This window comes from Megasphaera hexanoica, from assembly GCF_043520715.1.
Lineage (GTDB): Bacteria > Bacillota > Negativicutes > Veillonellales > Megasphaeraceae > Megasphaera > Megasphaera hexanoica.
Genome location: NZ_CP171361.1, coordinates 513,463 through 532,627 on the forward strand (window position 1 = coordinate 513,463; position 19,165 = coordinate 532,627).

At 48.2% G+C, this 19,165-nt stretch carries 14 protein-coding genes; 6 read left to right on the plus strand and 8 right to left on the minus strand.

The window, feature by feature from the left end:
• Positions 1 to 9: 9 nt before the first annotated feature.
• The 3 genes from ACGTIC_RS02370 to ACGTIC_RS02380 all read right to left on the minus strand — a co-directional run bounded on the left by ACGTIC_RS02370 (position 10) and on the right by ACGTIC_RS02380 (position 3,822).
• On the minus strand, positions 10 to 477 hold the full coding sequence (locus ACGTIC_RS02370) for a GAF domain-containing protein (RefSeq protein WP_113855273.1): 468 nt from the start codon (positions 475 to 477) through the stop codon (positions 10 to 12).
• Positions 478 to 695: 218 nt separating this feature from the next.
• A complete protein-coding gene (locus tag ACGTIC_RS02375; RefSeq protein WP_113855274.1) occupies positions 696 to 1,628 on the minus strand; it encodes an energy transducer TonB in 933 nt (310 codons plus the stop codon).
• A gap of 55 nt (positions 1,629 to 1,683) precedes the next feature.
• Complete coding sequence (locus tag ACGTIC_RS02380) at positions 1,684 to 3,822, minus strand: TonB-dependent receptor (RefSeq protein WP_257536617.1); 2,139 nt, start codon at positions 3,820 to 3,822, stop codon at positions 1,684 to 1,686.
• Positions 3,823 to 4,031: 209 nt separating this feature from the next.
• On the opposite strand from ACGTIC_RS02380, the gene ACGTIC_RS02385 reads away from it, so the two are divergent.
• The 4 genes from ACGTIC_RS02385 to nrdG all read left to right on the plus strand — a co-directional run bounded on the left by ACGTIC_RS02385 (position 4,032) and on the right by nrdG (position 9,578).
• Entirely contained in the window at positions 4,032 to 5,429 is a 1,398-nt protein-coding gene (locus ACGTIC_RS02385) for a metallophosphoesterase family protein (protein ID WP_059076142.1), read from the plus strand.
• Between the two features lie 135 nt (positions 5,430 to 5,564).
• Positions 5,565 to 6,395, plus strand: coding sequence for a hypothetical protein (locus ACGTIC_RS02390; RefSeq protein WP_113855275.1), 831 nt, complete (start codon positions 5,565 to 5,567; stop codon positions 6,393 to 6,395).
• A gap of 343 nt (positions 6,396 to 6,738) precedes the next feature.
• Positions 6,739 to 8,949 carry an anaerobic ribonucleoside-triphosphate reductase gene (nrdD, locus tag ACGTIC_RS02395; protein ID WP_059076140.1) on the plus strand — a complete coding sequence of 737 codons (2,211 nt, stop codon included), beginning with the start codon at positions 6,739 to 6,741 and terminating at the stop codon, positions 8,947 to 8,949.
• A gap of 74 nt (positions 8,950 to 9,023) precedes the next feature.
• On the plus strand, positions 9,024 to 9,578 hold the full coding sequence (nrdG, locus tag ACGTIC_RS02400) for an anaerobic ribonucleoside-triphosphate reductase activating protein (protein WP_113855276.1): 555 nt from the start codon (positions 9,024 to 9,026) through the stop codon (positions 9,576 to 9,578).
• A gap of 68 nt (positions 9,579 to 9,646) precedes the next feature.
• Here nrdG and ACGTIC_RS02405 read toward each other — a convergent pair whose 3' ends face one another.
• The 5 genes from ACGTIC_RS02405 to ACGTIC_RS02425 all read right to left on the minus strand — a co-directional run bounded on the left by ACGTIC_RS02405 (position 9,647) and on the right by ACGTIC_RS02425 (position 15,659).
• Positions 9,647 to 10,816, minus strand: a complete 1,170-nt coding sequence (locus ACGTIC_RS02405) for an amidohydrolase (RefSeq protein ID WP_059076138.1) — start codon at positions 10,814 to 10,816, stop codon at positions 9,647 to 9,649.
• A gap of 150 nt (positions 10,817 to 10,966) precedes the next feature.
• Positions 10,967 to 12,175, minus strand: coding sequence for a hypothetical protein (locus tag ACGTIC_RS02410; protein ID WP_113855277.1), 1,209 nt, complete (start codon positions 12,173 to 12,175; stop codon positions 10,967 to 10,969).
• 297 nt (positions 12,176 to 12,472) lie between these two features.
• Positions 12,473 to 13,681, minus strand: a complete 1,209-nt coding sequence (locus tag ACGTIC_RS02415; RefSeq protein WP_059076136.1) for a hypothetical protein — start codon at positions 13,679 to 13,681, stop codon at positions 12,473 to 12,475.
• Positions 13,682 to 13,975: 294 nt separating this feature from the next.
• Entirely contained in the window at positions 13,976 to 14,539 is a 564-nt protein-coding gene (locus tag ACGTIC_RS02420; RefSeq protein WP_113855278.1) for a manganese efflux pump MntP family protein, read from the minus strand.
• Positions 14,540 to 14,762: 223 nt separating this feature from the next.
• Positions 14,763 to 15,659 carry a DMT family transporter gene (locus tag ACGTIC_RS02425; RefSeq protein ID WP_162816204.1) on the minus strand — a complete coding sequence of 299 codons (897 nt, stop codon included), beginning with the start codon at positions 15,657 to 15,659 and terminating at the stop codon, positions 14,763 to 14,765.
• Between the two features lie 202 nt (positions 15,660 to 15,861).
• Between ACGTIC_RS02425 and ACGTIC_RS02430 the strand changes: the two genes are divergently transcribed.
• Entirely contained in the window at positions 15,862 to 16,950 is a 1,089-nt protein-coding gene (locus ACGTIC_RS02430) for a hypothetical protein (protein WP_113855280.1), read from the plus strand.
• A gap of 21 nt (positions 16,951 to 16,971) precedes the next feature.
• Positions 16,972 to 18,900, plus strand: a complete 1,929-nt coding sequence (locus ACGTIC_RS02435) for a sigma 54-interacting transcriptional regulator (protein ID WP_113855281.1) — start codon at positions 16,972 to 16,974, stop codon at positions 18,898 to 18,900.
• Positions 18,901 to 19,165: the final 265 nt, after the last annotated feature.

Sequence of the window (19,165 nt, forward strand, 5' to 3'; positions counted from 1 at the left end):
AATACTTTGTCAGAAAGAAATGGGTGAGAATTCTGTAATTTCTTCCAGTGCCCGGACAAATGATTCGAGTTCCTTCTGATCATTTTCTGAAAAGCGATTGTAGATGGGACTGTCCATATCGAGAAGAGCTACGACTTTGCCGTCATGGTGGATAGGGATGACGAGTTCTGAATTGGAAGCGCTGTCACAGGCGATATGACCTGGAAAAAGATGAACATTGTCAATCCGCTGGGTAGCATCTTCCAATACGGCCGTACCACAAACGCCCTTGCCGATAGGGATGCGGATGCAGGCGACTTTTCCCTGAAACGGCCCCAGAAGCAGACTGCCCTGATTTACGATATAAAAACCTGCCCAGTTGATGGAAGGAAAGCAGTCCCAGAGCAGGGCAGACGCGTTGGCAAAAACAGGAAGCCAGGAGGCATCGGCTTCTGCCAGCGCCCGTAGCTGTTTATTCATCAATTCGAAATTTATCATGATATTGTACTCCCTTATTATAAAAAATTGAGTGAATTAGTTCAGACCTTATTATACTACAGGTAGCGCTGATTCTGCATCCTTTTCCGGGAAAAGTCAGAAAATAACTACAGAATCAGATAACAAAAAGACTGCCCTGTGAAGGCAGTCCTTTTGTTATTGGTGCTATGATTCCGACAGACTGTGGACTCATGTATCCCGTTATGGAGAGAGCGGCATCATGGCTGGAAGTAAATTGTTTTTTCAAATGGTACTTTGACGGGATGACCTTCATAGGTCATAGGAGAAAAACGCATTTGCCATAGTGCGGATTCAGCCGCTTCTCGGAAGCCCAGGTTGGGTGGGTTAGAGAGAATCGAAACTGATTCGACAGAGCCATCCAGGCCGACCAATATATGTGCGGTGACAGATACGGTTTTGGCATATCCGATGGATCGGGCTTCATCGGGATAGACGGCCCGGGCATCCTGCAGAATCTGATAGTCGATGCCGGAGGCGTCGGGAGCGGTATACGATCCGTCACCATTATCAATGAAACCGGCTCCTAAACCTCCGCCAGTTCCGTTACCGCTGCCATCACCTTCACCAGCACCGTTACCGCTGCCACTACCACTACCTTCACCATCACCGTTACCGCTGCCACTACCTTCTCCAGTGCCATCACCGTTACCGGTGCCACTTTCTCCACTGGCATCCCCGCCTATATTGCTGTTGGTACTTTCTGTGGTGGTGCTGCCGGCCGAGGCGGCAGTTGCAGGAACCGGTGTTGCGGCATCCTCTGCTGTATGGGAAGCCGGTGCTGCATCCGGGATGGATATACGGTTCTGATCTGACGGTATCTTGGCGGACTCAGCTGTTGTCGCCACACTGCCTGCACGGTTAACGGCCTGCAGGCTGCTGGAAACGGCTGATTCACTGAGGGGCTGGGGAAAAGCCGTATTCTGCCAGCCGGGGGTTCCGCTGCTACCGCCCCCACCGCCACCGCCATTGCCATTGCTACCTGTATTGCCATTTCCTTCCAGTTCGACCATGACCATTTGTGGGGGCTGCGTAGCTGCTGTATGGACAAAAAACAGGGCGAGGATGAAAAAGAAAAGGACATGAATCAGGCCGGATACGGTGTATGCTTTTTTCCAGGAAAGAGTATTCATATACAGGGAGTGCTATCCTTCTGAAGGAGTCAGCATCTCCGGCACCTCCTTAATGTTAAAACGTATATTTGACGCCGCCATAATATGTCCGGTCCGATCCTGCCGTGATGGTGCTATAGGGTCCGATACCAGATTCGTATTCGTAATACGTCTTGTTGAACAGATTGGTGATGCCACCGAATACTTCCAGATTTTTGTTCACTTTATAATGAGCATCGATATCGACGAGAGAGTGAGATCCGATGATTCCGCCATCGTTATCATATTTATCGGCATCGGATAGGAAGTTATTATATTTTCCGATATAGGTGTAGGTGGCGCCCATATTAAATTTTTTATTGAAAGCGTAGTCGGCGCGGAGCATGACTTTATGTTTGGGAACTTTCATGAGCCCGCTCTTGGTATAATCAATCCGGTCTTTCGGGTGTTCTGCCATCCAGGCTTCGCCGGCACCGTTATAATTGCTGCGGCCTTTTAGATACGTATAGCCTTCAGTAAATTTCCATTTTCCTACATGCTGCTGGATTGATAAATCAATTCCCTTTCGCTGTGTTTTCAGAATATTCATGGTTTTCATGTTCAAGTGATTCTGGGCGTCAAAAATATAGAAACGGTTCATTTGATTATCTGTATACGAATAAAAACCTGTCAGGCTGATTGTGGAAGCTCCGATTTTATCACGCCAGCCCACTTCATACATGTTGAAAATTTCGTCATCGGCCCCGGTCGTGACATAGCGCTTGTATCCATCGATACGCGTTTCATCGGTGATCTGCAGGCCGTCGGGGGAAGTAAAGCCCCGTTCCCAGCGGGCGTATATACGTCCTGTATCGTTGTAATGGTATGCTGCCGACAGTTCAGCTGCTGTGTTCCAGCGATTGCTTTCATCAGCGCCGGAAAGTCCGCTGGCTGCCTGTTTGTCAAAGTCCCACAGCAGGCGTTCCCGGCGCAGTCCCTGGGTGAATGTCCATTTCTTTTTGTTCATGACATTCAGAGCATAGAGGGCTTCTACTTTCTTGTCGTAATTAAACGATAATGGTTCCAGTGTATAGGTTTTAGTCCGATAGTTCACTAATTTATAGTTATTATAATCCAGATTAGCTTTTTGCCGGTAGATGTCCAGGCCGAGCAGCAGGTTATTCTGCTTGCCGGAACCGTAGGAATAATCGAATTTCAGTTTGGCCCCTTTAGTATCGTGATACATGCGCTTATCGTCCGTATCGGTATTGCTGTAATACCCCTTGTTATAGAAAAAGTCGCCAATAAACCGCCAGTTGGAGCCAATACTGGATTCATAAGTCATATTATATGAATCGAGATGGCGGTCGCCATTCAGATAATCACGCCGCTGTTCTGTTATTTTGTGACCGTCTGCATCGAGGCCGACTGTGACTGTCTGATAAGCGGGAACATAATTTTTACCTTCTTTCAGCATTTTGGAAATAGAAATATTACCGATATAGCGGCTGTCCTCTTCCAGATGGCTGGCACGGACGGTCAGCCGCTGGTTTTTATCGATGTCATAGCGGAAGCCGCCGTATACATAATCACTATTGCGGTAGGTGTTTTTAAAATAGAGGTTGCGGTTGATTTTGGAATAACCGGCCGTAACGGTCAGCTTGTCATTGACTTTGGATCCGATGTTCAGATTCAGCTTCTCCCCGTCAGAATTCCATTCTGTATTGAGCGTGTTCTGTACCTGATTCATCGTCCGCAGACTCGTCGTAATATTGATGACACCGCCAGAAGCTCCGGAACCGTAAAGGACGGATCCACCACCGGGAATGATTTCAATTTTTTCGATATTTTCCACGGGTACAACATCATAGTTTGTCTTGAGAGGATGATTGACGACAGAGGTAATGGGAGCCCCGTCGAGGAGTACCTGCAGGTTACGGGCAGACTGGTCCGAACCCTGACCACGAATATCGATATCGCCCTGTCCGGTGAGGCCGACGTTGATGGATGGGACATCTTTCAGAATGTCTGACAGGCTGGTGTAGCCCTTTTCCTGGATATCTTTTTTCTGTATGACAATGACTTCTTTTGTATCTTTGAGACGCTCGACTTCCACATAGTCAGGATGGACGTAGGAATCCTGCAATTTAATGGTAGATGGTTCGGCCGCCAGACTAGAACCGCAGGCCAGAAGAACTGAAACTGTCAGCAGTGGTATGTATTGTTTCTTTTTCAAAATAATCCTCCTTATGTATACGAGATTTCACAAACGATTGTGACAATCTTTATCAAGTATACACGCGTAATGTGACAATTTCTACTCCATTCAGACAAAAAGCAATCCATTCCGACATTTTTTTATGCAGACTGTGTCATAACTCTTGCCAGTCCTTCTATTCGTGTTAGAATAGGTCATGCAGTATAAGATAAGAAAGGAACATTGTGATGAAATATAATCATATCATAGCAGGGATACTATCTGTCTTCTGGTGCGCTTCTCTGATGCCGGTTCTGGCGGATACGATTCCTGTCAATAATCTGGTGCAGATAGTCGCTTCCGATTCGGCGACGGCCAAGACTGTGGCCTGGCAGGATGACAGCGGACGCCGTGACTATACCGTTACGTATCGTCAGAAAGGCAGCAGGGAAACAGAAAGGGCCTTTGTCACCAACCCTAAACGCCCGCCTGTATACGATGCGGACTGGGTCCCGCCGTATACGTATGGTGCCTATATGCAGGGACTCCGGCCCGATACGGATTATGAATATGAAATTGCCGATGGGGACGGGGAAAGCGGCTGGTTTCCCTTCCACACGACGACGGAACAGCTCAACCGGTATGAGGTACTCGTCTTCAGTGATACCCAGTCATCAGATTACAGCGTCTGGGGACAGACGGCGCAGTCTGCCTATGAAGCCCATCCCGGAGCCGCTTTTTTTACGGTCGTAGGAGATTTGAGCGATAATGGCCAGTCCTGGTATCAGTGGAAAGAGTGGTACGAAAATACTGATATCCTTACGTCCTATATGCCGATAGCACCGGTCCTGGGGAACCATGAAGCCTATTCTCTGGACTGGAAATTCTGTGAACCCTATACCTATAAGGCGCTGTTTCCCGTACCGTACGGGGCCCCGGAAGGACAGAGCCGCCTGGCCTACTCTTTTGATTATGGCGACGTTCATTACGCAGCTCTTAATACGGATTATGAAGAATTGCACGAGTTATATCCGGACATGATGGAACATGAAGTGACCTGGCTGGATCGGGATCTGGCAGATGCACAGAAACGGGGGAAAAGGCTGATCGTGCTCATGCACCGGCCGGCAGTAACGGCTACATATCGGGCACTTCCTGATATCAACGGGACATATTTCATGCCTCTCTTTGATAAGTACCATGTGCCACTGGTTTTTACGGCCCATGAACACTGCTATGCCCGTACGGAACCGCTGATAGATGGCAGGCCCGGCACAGGAGGCACGACGTATATTTCAACAGGCCGTGCCGGGACGGAATCGTATACGGATACGGTAAAACGATACTGTGATGCGGCTTATTATAATCCTACGGATCAGCCCATGTATCTGGTATTAGATGTAACCCCGGATTCCTTTGTCGTGACGGCTTATAAGATGGATGGCGCGGTTATCGATACGGCTTCTATCGCGGCTCCATCTCCTTCAGGAAATACGGTGACTGCATCTGCCGGAACATCCAGTGAGAAAAAGAAAGTCCGCAAAGTAGTCAAGAAACCGGCGGAAAATCGGTTGTTACAGAAGAAGAATTCAACTAAAGACCCCGGCTCTTTACAGAAAGAAAAACCGGAGCGCATACAGAAATAAAGAATGAACGTATCCGGCAACAGGAACGGGAATGTCTGCCATCGTGTGGCGTAAAGTCTATATCCCGTTCCAGCCGGGCTGTCATGTAATCGTGACAATGGTGTAGTATAATTAGGGAACAGGAGGTAGATAATAATGAAAAATAAAACATGTAAATTCTTGGCTGCCGCTGCGGTACTGGCACTGGGATTTGCCAATACTGCCTTCGTTTCCCAGGCCGCAGGTACAGTTTCCGGTAATTGGGACGACCAGCTGGTACGCCAGATGGATCAATTAGAACAACGTATGGATGCAATGGAACGGCGCATGGACCGCGATATGACAGTGCAGCGTCAGTTCTTCAATGACTGGATGGATCATTCTATGGTTATGCCGGATCCCTTTGCCCGTATCTGGCAGGATAAGTTTCAAAGTCTGGAAAATATGCAGACCATGCTTTCCCAGGATGGGAAAGGCAACGGCTCTTCTTCCGGGCTGCAGCTTACCGGGACGGATGGCAGTCTGATGCAGTTCAGTACCTGGGGCAATGGGATTCCGGCCGACACCGATATCAGCTATGCCGTATCCAATCAGACGATTGCCGGCGATGTGACGGCCGATGGAAACAGTTCATTAAAACTGGTGCTGCGGGACAAGACCTATTTTAAAGGAGCACTTAATAAAGACAAAACGGCGCGGGCCGTATCGGTCTCCCTCGATAAAGAAGCTGTGTGGGACGTAACGGGTACATCTTATGTGACAGCTTTTACGGATGAAGATACGACGCTGGCGAACGTTCACAGTAACGGATATGACATTTATTACAATGGTGATATTCCTGATAATGCCTGGCTGAAAAAAGCTGTGCGGGATCTGCCCGGAGGGGGACGGCTTCTTCCGGAAGGACAGAAACTGGGAGGACAGCCGGCAGCTTCTGATGGTAAACCGGAAAAAGAGCCAAAGGCAGATACCGGACATACGATGTAACAGGGCGCGTGCAGGCTCCCAGGCTTGTCATAAAAAACACTATATATTGTATAACCGGAAGGTATTCACTTTCTATACGCCTTCCGGTTTTTCTGTGCGCCCGTATAGCGAGGGAATGGCCCGATATAACAGATGATAAATTGATACTGGACAAGGCTTCCTTATATTGTTTTCACAAAAACCTGTGAAATACCAATTCTTCTATTGGCTTTTCCCTTATTTTGTAGTATTATAATACACGGCATTAACGACACTATATATAGTATTTTTAAAACATTAATTGACAATATTTTGTATATAAAAGAGGAATACCTCGTATGTTTGAGACACAAGGAGATGTAGTATGGAACAGGTACAGCAGACAGAAACCATCAATGTAAGGACCCATGTCATCAAGCGCAATGGTCAGGAAGTGGGCTTTGATATTTCCAAAATCATCAATGCAATCAGTAAGGCCAATCAGGAAGTCAGCGGGATTCACCAGATGAACAGCTACCAGATCCGGGCTGTAGCCGACACCATTGCTAAGAATATTGCCAGCCAGCCCCATGCTGTCAATGTCGAAGATATACAAGATATGGTAGAAAAGGGCATCATGGAAATGCGCGGCTATGAAGTGGCCCAGAAGTATGTGCGGTACCGGTATAAGCGTGAAATATCCCGGAAAACGAATACGACAGATGACAGTATCCTGTCACTCATCGAACAGATGAATGAAGAAGTCAAGCAGGAAAATTCCAATAAAAACCCGGTCATTAATTCGACACAGCGGGACTACATGGCGGGAGAAGTCAGCAAGGATTTGACGCGGCGCGTCCTATTGCCGGAAGATATTGTCCGGGCTCACGAACAGGGAATCATTCATTTCCATGATATGGATTATTATGCCCAGAAAGAACATAACTGCGACCTCATCAATCTGGAAGATATGTTGCAGAATGGCACTGTCATCAGTGAAACGCTGATTGAAAAACCGCACAGTTTCTTTACAGCCTGTAACGTCACGACCCAGATTGTCGCCCAGGTAGCCAGCAATCAATATGGTGGCCAGTCATTCACACTGGCTCATCTGGCTCCGTTCGTCGATATCAGCCGCCGCAAAATCCGCCGTCAGGTTGAAGAAGAACGGAAGGTATGCGGAGAAAGTCTCGATCCGGCCATTATAGATAAAATCGTTGCCTGCCGGCTGCGGGAGGAAGTAAAGAGCGGTATCCAGACGATACAGTATCAGCTTATTACACTCATGACCTGTAATGGACAGGCACCGTTTGTGACGATGTTCATGTATCTCGATGAAGTGCCGGAAGGTCAGACCCGGGACGACCTGGCCATGATTATTGAAGAAGTGCTGCACCAGCGTATGCAGGGCGTCAAAAATGAAAAGGGAGTCTGGATTACACCGGCTTTCCCGAAATTGATTTACGTCCTCGATGAAGATAATATCAGTGAAGACGCGCCCTATTGGTACCTGACGGAACTCGCTGCGCAATGTACAGCCAAACGGATGGTGCCGGACTACATTTCTGCAAAAATCATGAAACAGCTGAAACAGGGCAATGTCTATACCTGCATGGGCTGCCGGTCCTTCCTTACCGTCGAAGATTCCCAGCGCAATCCCGATGGCAGCCACAAATTTTATGGCCGTTTCAATCAGGGTGTCGTAACCATCAATCTCGTTGATGTGGCCTGTTCGTCTAATGGCGATATGGATAAATTCTGGAACATCCTCGATGAACGGCTGGAACTCTGTCACAGGGCCCTGCGCTGCCGCCATGAACGGCTTTGTGGTACCGTATCGGACGTAGCTCCCATTCTCTGGCAGTATGGCGCTCTGGCACGGCTGAAGAAAGGGGAAACGATTGATAAGCTTCTGTATAATGGCTATTCGACGATTTCCCTCGGATATGCGGGCATCTATGAAATGTGCATGCGCATGCTCGGTAAATCCCATACGACACCGGAAGGCCGGGATTTTGCCCTGTCTGTCATGCAGCGTCTTAATGATAAATGCAAAGAATGGCGGCAGGCAGAAAATATCAGTTATTCTGTATATGGCACGCCCATGGAATCGACGACATACCGCTTTGCCAAATGCCTTCAGAAACGGTTTGGCATTATTAAAGGTGTAACGGATAAAAATTATATCACCAATAGTTACCACGTCCATGTGACGGAACCGATTGATGCGTTCCATAAATTGAAATTCGAAGCCGATTTCCAGCGCCTTTCGCCCGGTGGCGCCATCAGCTATGTTGAAGTGCCGAATATGCAGAATAATATTCCGGCCGTCCTGACAGTTATGAAATACATATATAACAATATTATGTATGCAGAACTCAATACGAAGAGCGATTACTGTGAAGTCTGTGGATATGACGGTGAAATCAAAATCGTAGAAGATGACAGCGGAAAATTGGTCTGGGAATGCCCGAACTGTGGCAACCGGGATCAGAGCAAGATGTCCGTTGCACGCCGGACCTGCGGATACATCGGTACCCAGTTCTGGAACCAGGGACGTACACAGGAAATCAAAGACCGGGTGCTTCATTTATAAGAACAGCAAAATGTCTGACCATAGAGGAGTTGTCTGCCTGAGACAGCTCCTCCTTTCATCGCGGAGGCAGAATCATGAATTATGCAGAAATAAAAGAATACGATATTGCCAATGGTCCGGGCGTGCGGCTGAGTGTATTCGTATCCGGCTGTACCCACCATTGCAAAGGATGTTTTAATCCCATGACCTGGGACTTTTCTTATGGAAAACCATATACACAGGAAACAGAAGACAAGATTATAACCTTACTGGGGGAAGAATGCTATCAGGGACTGACTCTTCTGGGAGGAGAGCCCATGGAACCAGTCAATCAGAAAGGCCTGCTGCCTCTGTTGCGGCGGGTCCGGCAGACCTATCCTCATAAGGATGTATGGTGCTTTACGGGATACCTTTTTGACCGGGATCTTCTGGGGCGCATGGTATCCAGTGTACCGGAAACGAAAGAGCTGCTGTCCTATATTGACGTTCTCGTCGATGGAGAATTTGTCCTGGAGAAAAAAGACGTTACCCTTCTCTTCAAAGGATCCAGTAACCAGCGTACGATCAACGTTCCTGAGTCACTCCGGACGGGGGATATTATTTTCTGGGACCCGGGACATGTATCCATGTCTAAGATGGCAAAAGTATAATGATAATTTGAACGTAATAAAAAGACCTGCTGCATGTGCGGCAGGTCTTTTTACGAGACGTGGACAGATTATTTTTCAGCATTGAAATCCAGTGCTGTCTGGGCATAGAGCATAGCACCGCCCAGGAGGGCACTTTCATCTACGGTGTAGTAGCAGGAATGCTGTGGATAAACGGCTTTGCAAGCTTCATTGCGGATACCAAGCTGGCAGACGCAGCCAGGAACTTTATCCATGAAGAAAGCGAAATCTTCACCGCCCATGGTGGCTGGAACTGCTACGGGAGCATCAGGAGCAATGACTTTGCGGGATGCACCCTGGACAACGGCAGCCATGTGTTCATCGTTGATGACCGGCGGGCAGAGTACTGTATTTTTTGTAACAGCCGTAGCCCGATAGGCGGCAGCTGTTTCGCTGGCGATGCGATCGATGACTTTCGGGAGAGCCGTAAAGATTTCTTTGCTGAAGCAGCGGGATGTGCCACCGAGATGAGCACTTTCGGCAATGACATTCCAGCGGTAGCCGGCTTTGACTTCGCCGACCGTAACGACGACCGGTTCCATCGGCGAGAATTCACGGCTGACCATAGACTGCAGGTTGTTGATGATTGCAGCCTGGACGACAACGGCATCGACGCAGCTGTGCGGAGTAGCACCGTGGCCGCCTTTGCCGGTGACATCAATGGTGAACATGTTAGCAGCACCCATACGCGGACCGGCATCGCAGGAGATATGACCGGCATCGACGTCGAACCAGACGTGAATAGCGAAGCAGCCGTCGACGCCTTCCAATGCCCCGTCTTTGATCATGGCAGGAGCCCCTGTGGCTACTTCTTCAGCCGGCTGGAAAGCCAGTTTAACTGTACCGCAGAGGTCTTCCTTCATATCATTCAGGATATGAGCGGCGGTCAGCATCATGGAAATATGGCAGTCATGGCCGCAGGCATGCATGACGCCTTCGTTCTTGCTGGCAAACGGAAGCCCTGTTTTTTCCGTTACTGTCAAGGCATCCATATCACCGCGGAGGAGAATGGTTTTGCCCGGTTTGCTGCCTTTAATGGTAGCGAGCACGCCTGTTTCCAGACCGCAGGGAACCCAGGGTACGCCGATTTTATCGAGTTCTTCTTTGACGACTTTACTCGTATTGAATTCTTTTTCACTGAGTTCCGGATTTTCATGGAAATACCGTCTCATGTTAATCTGATAGTCAGCATATTTCTTTGCAACTTCTTTGATATCCATGTTAAAAGACCCCTCTTCTTTTAAATAAAAATAAACTTCATTTAGAATATTAAACCTATGAAACATTGCTGTCAAATAAACAGAAAGAAAAAAAGATAAATCAGATTGCTGATTTTGCTATAGTAAAATACGTTATAGTCATTATAGCATTTAGAGCAATGTAGCAAAATATCCGGCAATCAGTACGGATGTAATAGTAACGGAGGTAAAACCGCCGACAATCATACTCGGGAAGATATGACTCATGAGATAACCCCGTTCTACCATATTATCAGCCAGAGAATCACACGTCATTTCGGTAATCAGAGCGTCTGCCGGGAATCCGTAGAGTGCAGTCAGGCCATTGGCAAATGCCAGTGGGAAGGAAATGCGCATGATTTTGGAAATGATGAAGGCAAATACACCCATACCAGCGGTACCGACGAGAATCAGTATGACCATGGGGCCGATAAGAGACATCAGCATGTCCGGCGTGCAGTTCTTCAGGCCGTCAAAGACGAACATCATCAGAGCGAACATGATGATCCAGAACGAACCGGCACGGGTCAGAGAGTTTTGGTCGAGGAAACCGATATAGGTGAAGAATACGCCTAAGACCAGAGCCCAGATAGCACCGTTTACCGGTGTGGCCTGACCGAGGAGAATAGCAAACCAGGCAACGAGGCCAAGTTTGGTCATCATGAAGACAGGCGTATTGAATTTGTCCGGCATTTTAGGAATCAGGGTTTTACGCTGAGTGTCATTGGACACAGCTGTCAGTCCGACGTGGGAATTACGTTCGATTTCTTCCGGTGTAAGAACGACTTCACCTGTACGGAGTTGTTTTAAAAGGCGTCTGCCTTCCGCCTGCAAGCAGACCGCTGTGAGCGGATATCCGGCAAAACCTTGGATACAATACATGGCAATAGCAAAGACGGAGGCACTCATGAGACCTGCCTTCGTTGCGGCCTGTTGCATGATGGTCGTAGCGACGATACCACCAGTCAGTGGTGGCAGACCGACGATGACCAGCGTGCGGTCCATGAGGAGAGAACCGACAAAATAGCCGATAATGCACATGCCGAGGAGACCGAACAGGCAGATGACGACAGTACGCCATTGATGAATGAGCTGCTGGACGCTGATAATCGTACCGATGTGCACAATCAGAAGGAAGATAGCAATTGTATTGCCAAAAGGCATAAGGCCTGAATTCGTGACCATTTCTTTTGGAAAAATCGTCCAGTAGCCAAGCAACATGAGGCAGGCGGTGACGAAAACTGATGGAATCCAGGCTTTAGATAATTTGGAAACGTATTCGCCGATGACGAATACGACGCCACAGGCAAAAAAGGCCAGGGCAAAGTTATACAGTACCATAATACCAAAACCCCTCTCATATAACTAAATCCCCTCGTTCTGAGGTGGTGACTCATATACTAGTGCTGTCAAAATGGTTTGTCAATAAAAAATTAGCTATAATAGATTAAAATATTAAATTAAACGTTTTACTGATATACACAAGATAATAATATAATAAATGCGATGTAATATATTAATATTTGATTTGTATAATCAGTATAGAGAAGAATACTTTTTCGATATAAAAAAACAGGCGTTATCCATAAAGAATAACGCCTGTATGGTTTGTACCGATATGTGCAGACCTCTGTCTGATCAGAGCAGGGTAGCAAAGTAACCAGCAATCAGTACGGATGTAATTGTAACGGAAGTAAAGCCGCCAACAATCATGCTCGGGAACATGTGGCTCATGAGATAGCCCCGTTCGACCATATCATCAGCCAGAGAATCGCAGGTCATTTCCGTAATGATGGCATCGCAGGGGAATCCGTAGAGTGCCGTCAGGCCGTTGGCAAAAGCCAGCGGGAAGGAAATCTTGAGGATTTTGGAAATGACAAAGGAGAAAATGCACATGCCCAGCGTCCCGGTAACGATGAGGATGATCATAGGCCCGATGATGGAAATCAGCATATCGGGGGTGCAGTTCTTCAGGCCGTCGAATACGAACATCATCAGGGCAAACATGACAATCCAGTAAGAACCGGCACGGCTCAGCGTGTTCTGTTCGAGGAAGCCGAGGTAGGTGAAGACGACGCCCAGAACAAGTGCCCAGATAGCGCCATTAACGGGTGTTGCCTGACCGAGCAGGATGGCAAACCAGGCGACGAGACCGAGTTTAGTCAGCATGAAGACCGGTGTATTGAATTTCTGCGGCATTTTCGGAATCAGTGTCTTCCGGTTGCTGTCATCGGCAATAGCTGTCATGCCGACATGGGAATTACGTTCGATTTCTTCCGGCGTAAGGACGACTTCTCCCGTGCGGAGCTGTTTCAGAAGACGACGGCCTTCAGCCTGCAGACAGATAGCCGTAAGCGGATAGCCGGCAAAACCCTGGATGCAGTACATAGTGATAGCAAAGACCGATGCAGTCATAAGGCCGGCTTTGGAAGCGGCCATCTGCATGATCGTGGCAGCGACGATACCACCTGTAAGAGGCGGCAGGCCAGCGATGATAAGGGTGCGGTCCATAAAGAGTGAGCCGACGTAATAGCCGATGACGCACATCCCTAAGAGGCCGAACAGACAAATGACGACCGTTTTCCACTGGCGGATGAGTTGCTGGATACTGATAATAGTGCCGATATGAACGATTAGAAGAAAAATAGCGATAGTGTTGGCAAACGGCATGAGACCAGCATTAGTAATCATTTCCTTTGGAAAGATTGTCCAGTAGCCGACCAGCATGATGCAGGCCGTAACGAAAACGGATGGAATCCACGCTTTGGTAATGGTGGATACATATTCACCGATTACGTATGCGCAGCCGCAGGCAAAAAATGCTAAAGCAAAATTGTAAAGGACCATAATACCTGATACTCCCCTCTTAAAACGTAATATATACATGCGTCAGGTATAACGCACGCATATTCTTTACTCCGCCAGTATAGGTTCCTGACGGACTGTCATCTTGTCTCCCCAGACAGCTTGGACAGTAGAACGTTTTTCTATCCCCCTTTTATTCAATTTTGTTCTCATCCTAGCACAAAATATTCGCTCCGTCAATAAAGAAATAAACAAAATGCCAGAAAATATTAAAGTTAAGAAGAAACTTAAAAATATTAAGAAAAGTATTTAATGCATTGCATGCAAAATTGAGAACTATAGTATACCAAGCCCCTGCAGGAGAATTTTCAGACCGATGAGGATGAGTACGATACCGCCGAGGCGTTCAGAACTCTTCTGATACCGCAGGCCAAAGAGACTGCCGGCTTTTACGCCGATGGCAGAACAGATGAAAGTCGTACAGCCGATACAGAGCGCGGAGTAGAGAATAGATACGCCCATGAAAGCAAAGGTAACACCTACTGCCAGGGCATCGATGCTGGTGGCGATGGCCAGTATGAGCATGGTCCGGACATCGAGAGCGGCGCCACCGTTATTTTCCTGTTCACTGCTGCCTGATTCGCGGATCATATTGCCACCGATGAGGACGAGCAGGAGGCAGGAAATCCAGTAGTTGTACTGCACGATATAGGTGGAAAAGAAACTGCCCAGAAGATAGCCCAGCGTTGGCATCAGGGCCTGAAAGCCGCCGAACCAGGCACCGGCAATCAGCATATGGCGCAGGCGGATATGTCCAAGGGAAAGGCCTTTACAGACCGATACGGCAAAGGCATCCATGGAAAGACCCAGGGCCAGTAAAAATAATTCGATGGTATTCATGAGGGATGGCTCCTTTTCTGTATAAAAAATCATAAAAAAAAAGAGACGTAAAGACAGAAAAACTGTCTTCAAGTCTCATCATTTCAAATAGTACCGGGTGCGGGCACCAGTATGTCGATACTACTATACATATTTCTATGTACCGATTACTCCCTTGAGGTAATGTACACATTATATAGTATCTATACATTCATGTCAATAAAATTGAGAAAATAGTTGAGAATCAGGTCTGGCTTTTCATGGTAATCAGATAGACAGTGGCGATGATGCAGGCAAATCCAATGAAATCGGTGAACGAAAAGGGTGTGCCCAGGAAGAACAGAGAGGAGAGCGTAGCCGAAACCGGCTCAAGGGTGCCGATAAAAGTTGCTTTGACCGGACCGATATCACCGACGCCGCGCAGAAACAAGGTGAAGGAGGCTACCGTGCCAATCAGGACAATAAAGGCGATTGCCAGGATTCCGGCCGTATCGAGGTTCATGGCGCTCTGCCAGGGGCGCAGGCAGAGCGTCAGCACGATGCCTCCGATGAGCATACCCAGGGCATTGACGGGAAGCGTTCCCCATTTGCGGATTTGTTTATGGGGAATAACCGTGTACAGGATAGAGCCGATAGCGGCGCCGATGCCCCAGAACAGCCCCTGGGGAGAGATGACCATAGTTTGTATCTGGCCGCCTGTGGCAATGAGGAAAACTCCGGCTAATGCCAGAAAGATGGCTATTATCTGCCAGCGGTCGGGCCAGCGCCGGAAGCGGATGGCCGCTACGCAGGACATAAGGGCTACATTAAGGGATTGCAGGACCGTGGCTGTTCCTGAATTGGCGTATTGGATAGCTGATAGATACGTAAGCTGACAGGTAACGAGTCCGAATACAGAAAAGGCCGCCAGTTGTACCATATCGCGCCGGTTGTGCAAAAGGGCTGTCAATGTTTGCCGCTGCAGGGAAATGACCAGAATCATGAGGACGATACCGGCACCGAGCATGCGGATATTCGTCAGGAGCAGGGCGTCTATGGTGTAGTGCATGAATAAATACTGGCCGCATGTGCCGGACAGTCCCCAGCTGAGTGCGCCGAAAGTGGCACAGACCATTCCTCGTTTTACATTTTCATCTGCCATACTATCGTCCCTTCTGTGTATTTTCTTCATTATAAGAAATGAAAAAGGGATTGTAAAGGCATGGGAAATGAGAAAATAGTGCCATATCAGAAAGAAATAATCATTTGTTCATTCAGGCCGGGCATGATACAATATAAAATAAGGTACTATATATATGTAATATAGAATATAAAGAATATTATGTGAGTGAGGAGGAATTATCATGAGTTGGTCTATGCCAGTTTATACTGCACCGGATTTTACGAAAGAACCGTTTGTCCATGCTCCGGACGTTACATTAGTGCCGGCACCGACAGATGGAGGAGCTCCAGATCAGTACCATTCCATGTCGATTTTCCCGGAATACTTTAAAATAAACGGACATTGGCTTCTGGCCGAAGAAAGCCGGATGGACTGCGTGCCCGTATATGATGGTCAGAAAATCCGCATCGTGGAATTCCGTAACCTGAAAAAAGGGGACCTTGTCGTCATAGGGCGGAAAGAATGCGGTGAAGAAGGGATTTATGTACACGTCGATGGCTTTTTGACGGAAGAAGAGAAACATAAAGATACGTTCGTATTCCGCACAGGCCGCTCGCGGGAAACGTCGTATTCCAAAGATTACGATTCTATCTATGAACTCCTGCGGCATGAAAAAGCCCATGGCAAAGTGGTCTGGATTCTGGGACCGGCTTGCGCTTTTGATGCCGATTCGCGAAAGGCCTTTTCGGATCTTGTACGCAATGGCTATGTCAATGGACTCATGGCGGGAAATGCGCTGGCTACCCATGATCTGGAAGCGGCGTATCTGGGGACGGCTCTGGGGCAGGATATCTATACCCAAAAGCTGGCACCGCTGGGACATTATAACCATCTCGATACGATTAACAAAGTACGTCAATATGGTTCCATTCATTCTTTTATTGAACAGGAACATATAGACAATGGGATTATCGCGGCATGTGACCAGTGTCACGTCCCGCTCGTTCTGGCCGGTTCTATCCGCGATGACGGTCCTCTTCCGGAAGTCATTGGAAATGTTTATCAGGCACAGGATGCGATGAGGGCCATGATCAGCGATGCCACGACGATTATCTGTATGGCCACCATGCTTCATTCCATAGCGACCGGCAATATGTTCCCGTCGTATCGCATGGTGGATGGTGTCGTACGTCCGACTTATTTTTATTGTGTCGATATTTCAGAATTTGCTGTCAACAAATTGCGTGACCGGGGCAGTCTGAGTGTCGATTCTATCGTAACCAATGTGCAGGATTTCATCGTCAATGTGCGCAACAATCTCTGCTGTTGATAAGGAGACAGGCTGAAAGCTATGAAAATTACGTTCTTTTTGCCATATATGGAAATGAAAGACGTCGTCTGCCATACGTTTCTTGAGCAACAGGAGCAGAGCGGGGAAGAGTGGCAGCTGGAAACGATACTCCGGCTGGGAACTCAGATCCTGGATGATGTGGCTATTGGCGGCGACGTAGTTGTGGCCAGAGGGGCTACGTATCGTAAACTGAAACAATTGCTGAAGCATGTGCCGGTTACGGAACTGAAAATCAGTGGATACGATATCATGCGGGCGGCGCTGGCCTGTAAAAAAGAATCGGGCGAAGAACGTATCGGGTTCATTGGAACGACGGAAATGATTTACGGCGCCCAGCATATTTCTGAATTGATACCCGTAGAGCTGGTAACTGCTGCGGCATTTGAAGAAGATGGCATACGGGAACGACTTCTGGAAATGAAAGAAAAAGGAGTCAGAGCGGTCATCGGCGGTGTGACGGCTACGATTATTGCCCGTAAACTGGGCTTTTCTGCTGTTCGCATCAGCTCCGGCCGGGAAGCTGTGTATCAGGCGCTGGTAGAGGTAAAAAGGGCTTATCAGCTTTCCCTGCAGGAACGGCGCCGGGCCGAACTGTTCCGGGCTATCCTGAACTATACGAACGATGGCATCATTGCCGTGGATAAGAACGATGAGATTCTGCTCATAAACCGGGAAGCCGCAAATATTACAGGACTTTCGCCACAGAGCACGGGCAAGCGGCTGGCATCTCTTTTGCCTCATATCCCCCTGCGCCAGGTGGTGGAAACGGCCCAGCCGGTACTCAACCGCATTACCCGTTTCAACGACCAGGATGTCACTCTGACCTGTATTCCCATGCAGACGGGAAATCAGACAATTGGTGCCGTTGCGGCATTTCAGCCCGTATTGAAGGTGCAGAACCTGGGAAATGAAATCCGGCGCAAAAAAAATCAGAAAGGGCATATAGCCAAAGCTCACTTTGATGATATTTTGGGCGAGAGCCCGGCTCTTCTGGAAACGATTCATCTGGCTAAACAGTACAGCAAGGCCGATGCCAATGTGCTGATCAATGGCGAGACGGGTACAGGGAAGGAACTCTTTGCCCAGAGTATCCATAATGCCAGCAGCCGCAGCCGGGAACCATTTGTCGCCGTAAACTGTGCCGTCCTTTCGGAAAATCTTCTGGAAAGTGAACTCTTCGGCTATGTGGAAGGCGCCTTTACCGATGCACGGAAGGGCGGTAAGAGCGGCCTCTTTGAAGCGGCCCACCACGGTACGCTCTTTCTGGATGAAATAGCGGAAATTTCTCCACGTATGCAGGGACTGCTTTTGCGGGTATTGCAGGAACATGAAATCATGCGCGTCGGCGATGACCGGATTATTCCCGTCGATGTCCGCGTCATCGCGGCGACCAACCGGGATCTGGCGGCTATGAGCCGAGAAGGGAAATTTCGGTTAGACCTATATTATCGCCTTAATACGCTGCATCTGGTGCTGCCACCGCTGCGGGACCGGGGACAGGATGTGTTATTCCTGTTCCGCCGCTTTTTGTCGGGGATTTACAGCCGTGTCGGCATTATCTGGGAAGGCATGACAAAGGCGGCAGAGCAGTGTCTGCTGCAGCAGCACTGGGCTGGAAACATCCGCGAACTGTATAATGTGGCGGAACGCGTCGCTGTATTTACCGAAGGGGCTGAACTGGACGAAAACGACTTGCGTATTGCCCTGAGCGGAGGCGTACAGACTGGAACTACCCAACAGGCCCTGCCAGAAGAATCGCCAATGCCTGCAGAGCAGAAAACCGTGGCAGTGCCGGCAGCCGGAGAGGTGGATGAATACCAGCGTATCCGGCAAGTGCTGGAAGAAACTCACTATCATTATGGACACGCAGCAGAACGACTGGGAATCAGCCGTACGACACTGTGGCGGAAAATGAAGCAGATGAAGTGACAGGATAGAATCGGTGGCTGCACATCGGCTCTCCTCTTAGAATGTTGATTGAAGAAGACCGTGTACCGCGAGGTATGCGGTTTTTTTCTTATATTGAAGTTTGTTCCTTGCATAAAGGTTTTGTGAAACAGAATAATTCCGAAGTAATTATTCTGTTTCATAAAATGAAAAATATGAAACGGTAAATATGAAAAACAGAAAAGATATGTTCCATTGAACGATGCCTTAATCGAAATAGAAGGCTTTTTTGTGTGTAAATTATGTG

Bases quoted from the DNA above. Each gene is read 5' to 3' on its own strand.
- ACGTIC_RS02370 (WP_113855273.1), bottom strand. From the start codon at position 477: ATGATAAATTTCGAATTGATGAATAAACAGCTACGGGCGCTGGCAGAA.
- ACGTIC_RS02375 (WP_113855274.1), bottom strand. From the start codon at position 1,628: ATGAATACTCTTTCCTGGAAAAAAGCATACACCGTATCCGGCCTGATT.
- ACGTIC_RS02385 (WP_059076142.1), top strand. From the start codon at position 4,032: ATGAAATATAATCATATCATAGCAGGGATACTATCTGTCTTCTGGTGC.
- ACGTIC_RS02390 (WP_113855275.1), top strand. From the start codon at position 5,565: ATGAAAAATAAAACATGTAAATTCTTGGCTGCCGCTGCGGTACTGGCA.
- nrdD (WP_059076140.1), top strand. From the start codon at position 6,739: ATGGAACAGGTACAGCAGACAGAAACCATCAATGTAAGGACCCATGTC.
- nrdG (WP_113855276.1), top strand. From the start codon at position 9,024: ATGAATTATGCAGAAATAAAAGAATACGATATTGCCAATGGTCCGGGC.
- ACGTIC_RS02405 (WP_059076138.1), bottom strand. From the start codon at position 10,816: ATGGATATCAAAGAAGTTGCAAAGAAATATGCTGACTATCAGATTAAC.
- ACGTIC_RS02410 (WP_113855277.1), bottom strand. From the start codon at position 12,175: ATGGTACTGTATAACTTTGCCCTGGCCTTTTTTGCCTGTGGCGTCGTA.
- ACGTIC_RS02415 (WP_059076136.1), bottom strand. From the start codon at position 13,681: ATGGTCCTTTACAATTTTGCTTTAGCATTTTTTGCCTGCGGCTGCGCA.
- ACGTIC_RS02420 (WP_113855278.1), bottom strand. From the start codon at position 14,539: ATGAATACCATCGAATTATTTTTACTGGCCCTGGGTCTTTCCATGGAT.
- ACGTIC_RS02425 (WP_162816204.1), bottom strand. From the start codon at position 15,659: ATGGCAGATGAAAATGTAAAACGAGGAATGGTCTGTGCCACTTTCGGC.
- ACGTIC_RS02430 (WP_113855280.1), top strand. From the start codon at position 15,862: ATGAGTTGGTCTATGCCAGTTTATACTGCACCGGATTTTACGAAAGAA.
- ACGTIC_RS02435 (WP_113855281.1), top strand. From the start codon at position 16,972: ATGAAAATTACGTTCTTTTTGCCATATATGGAAATGAAAGACGTCGTC.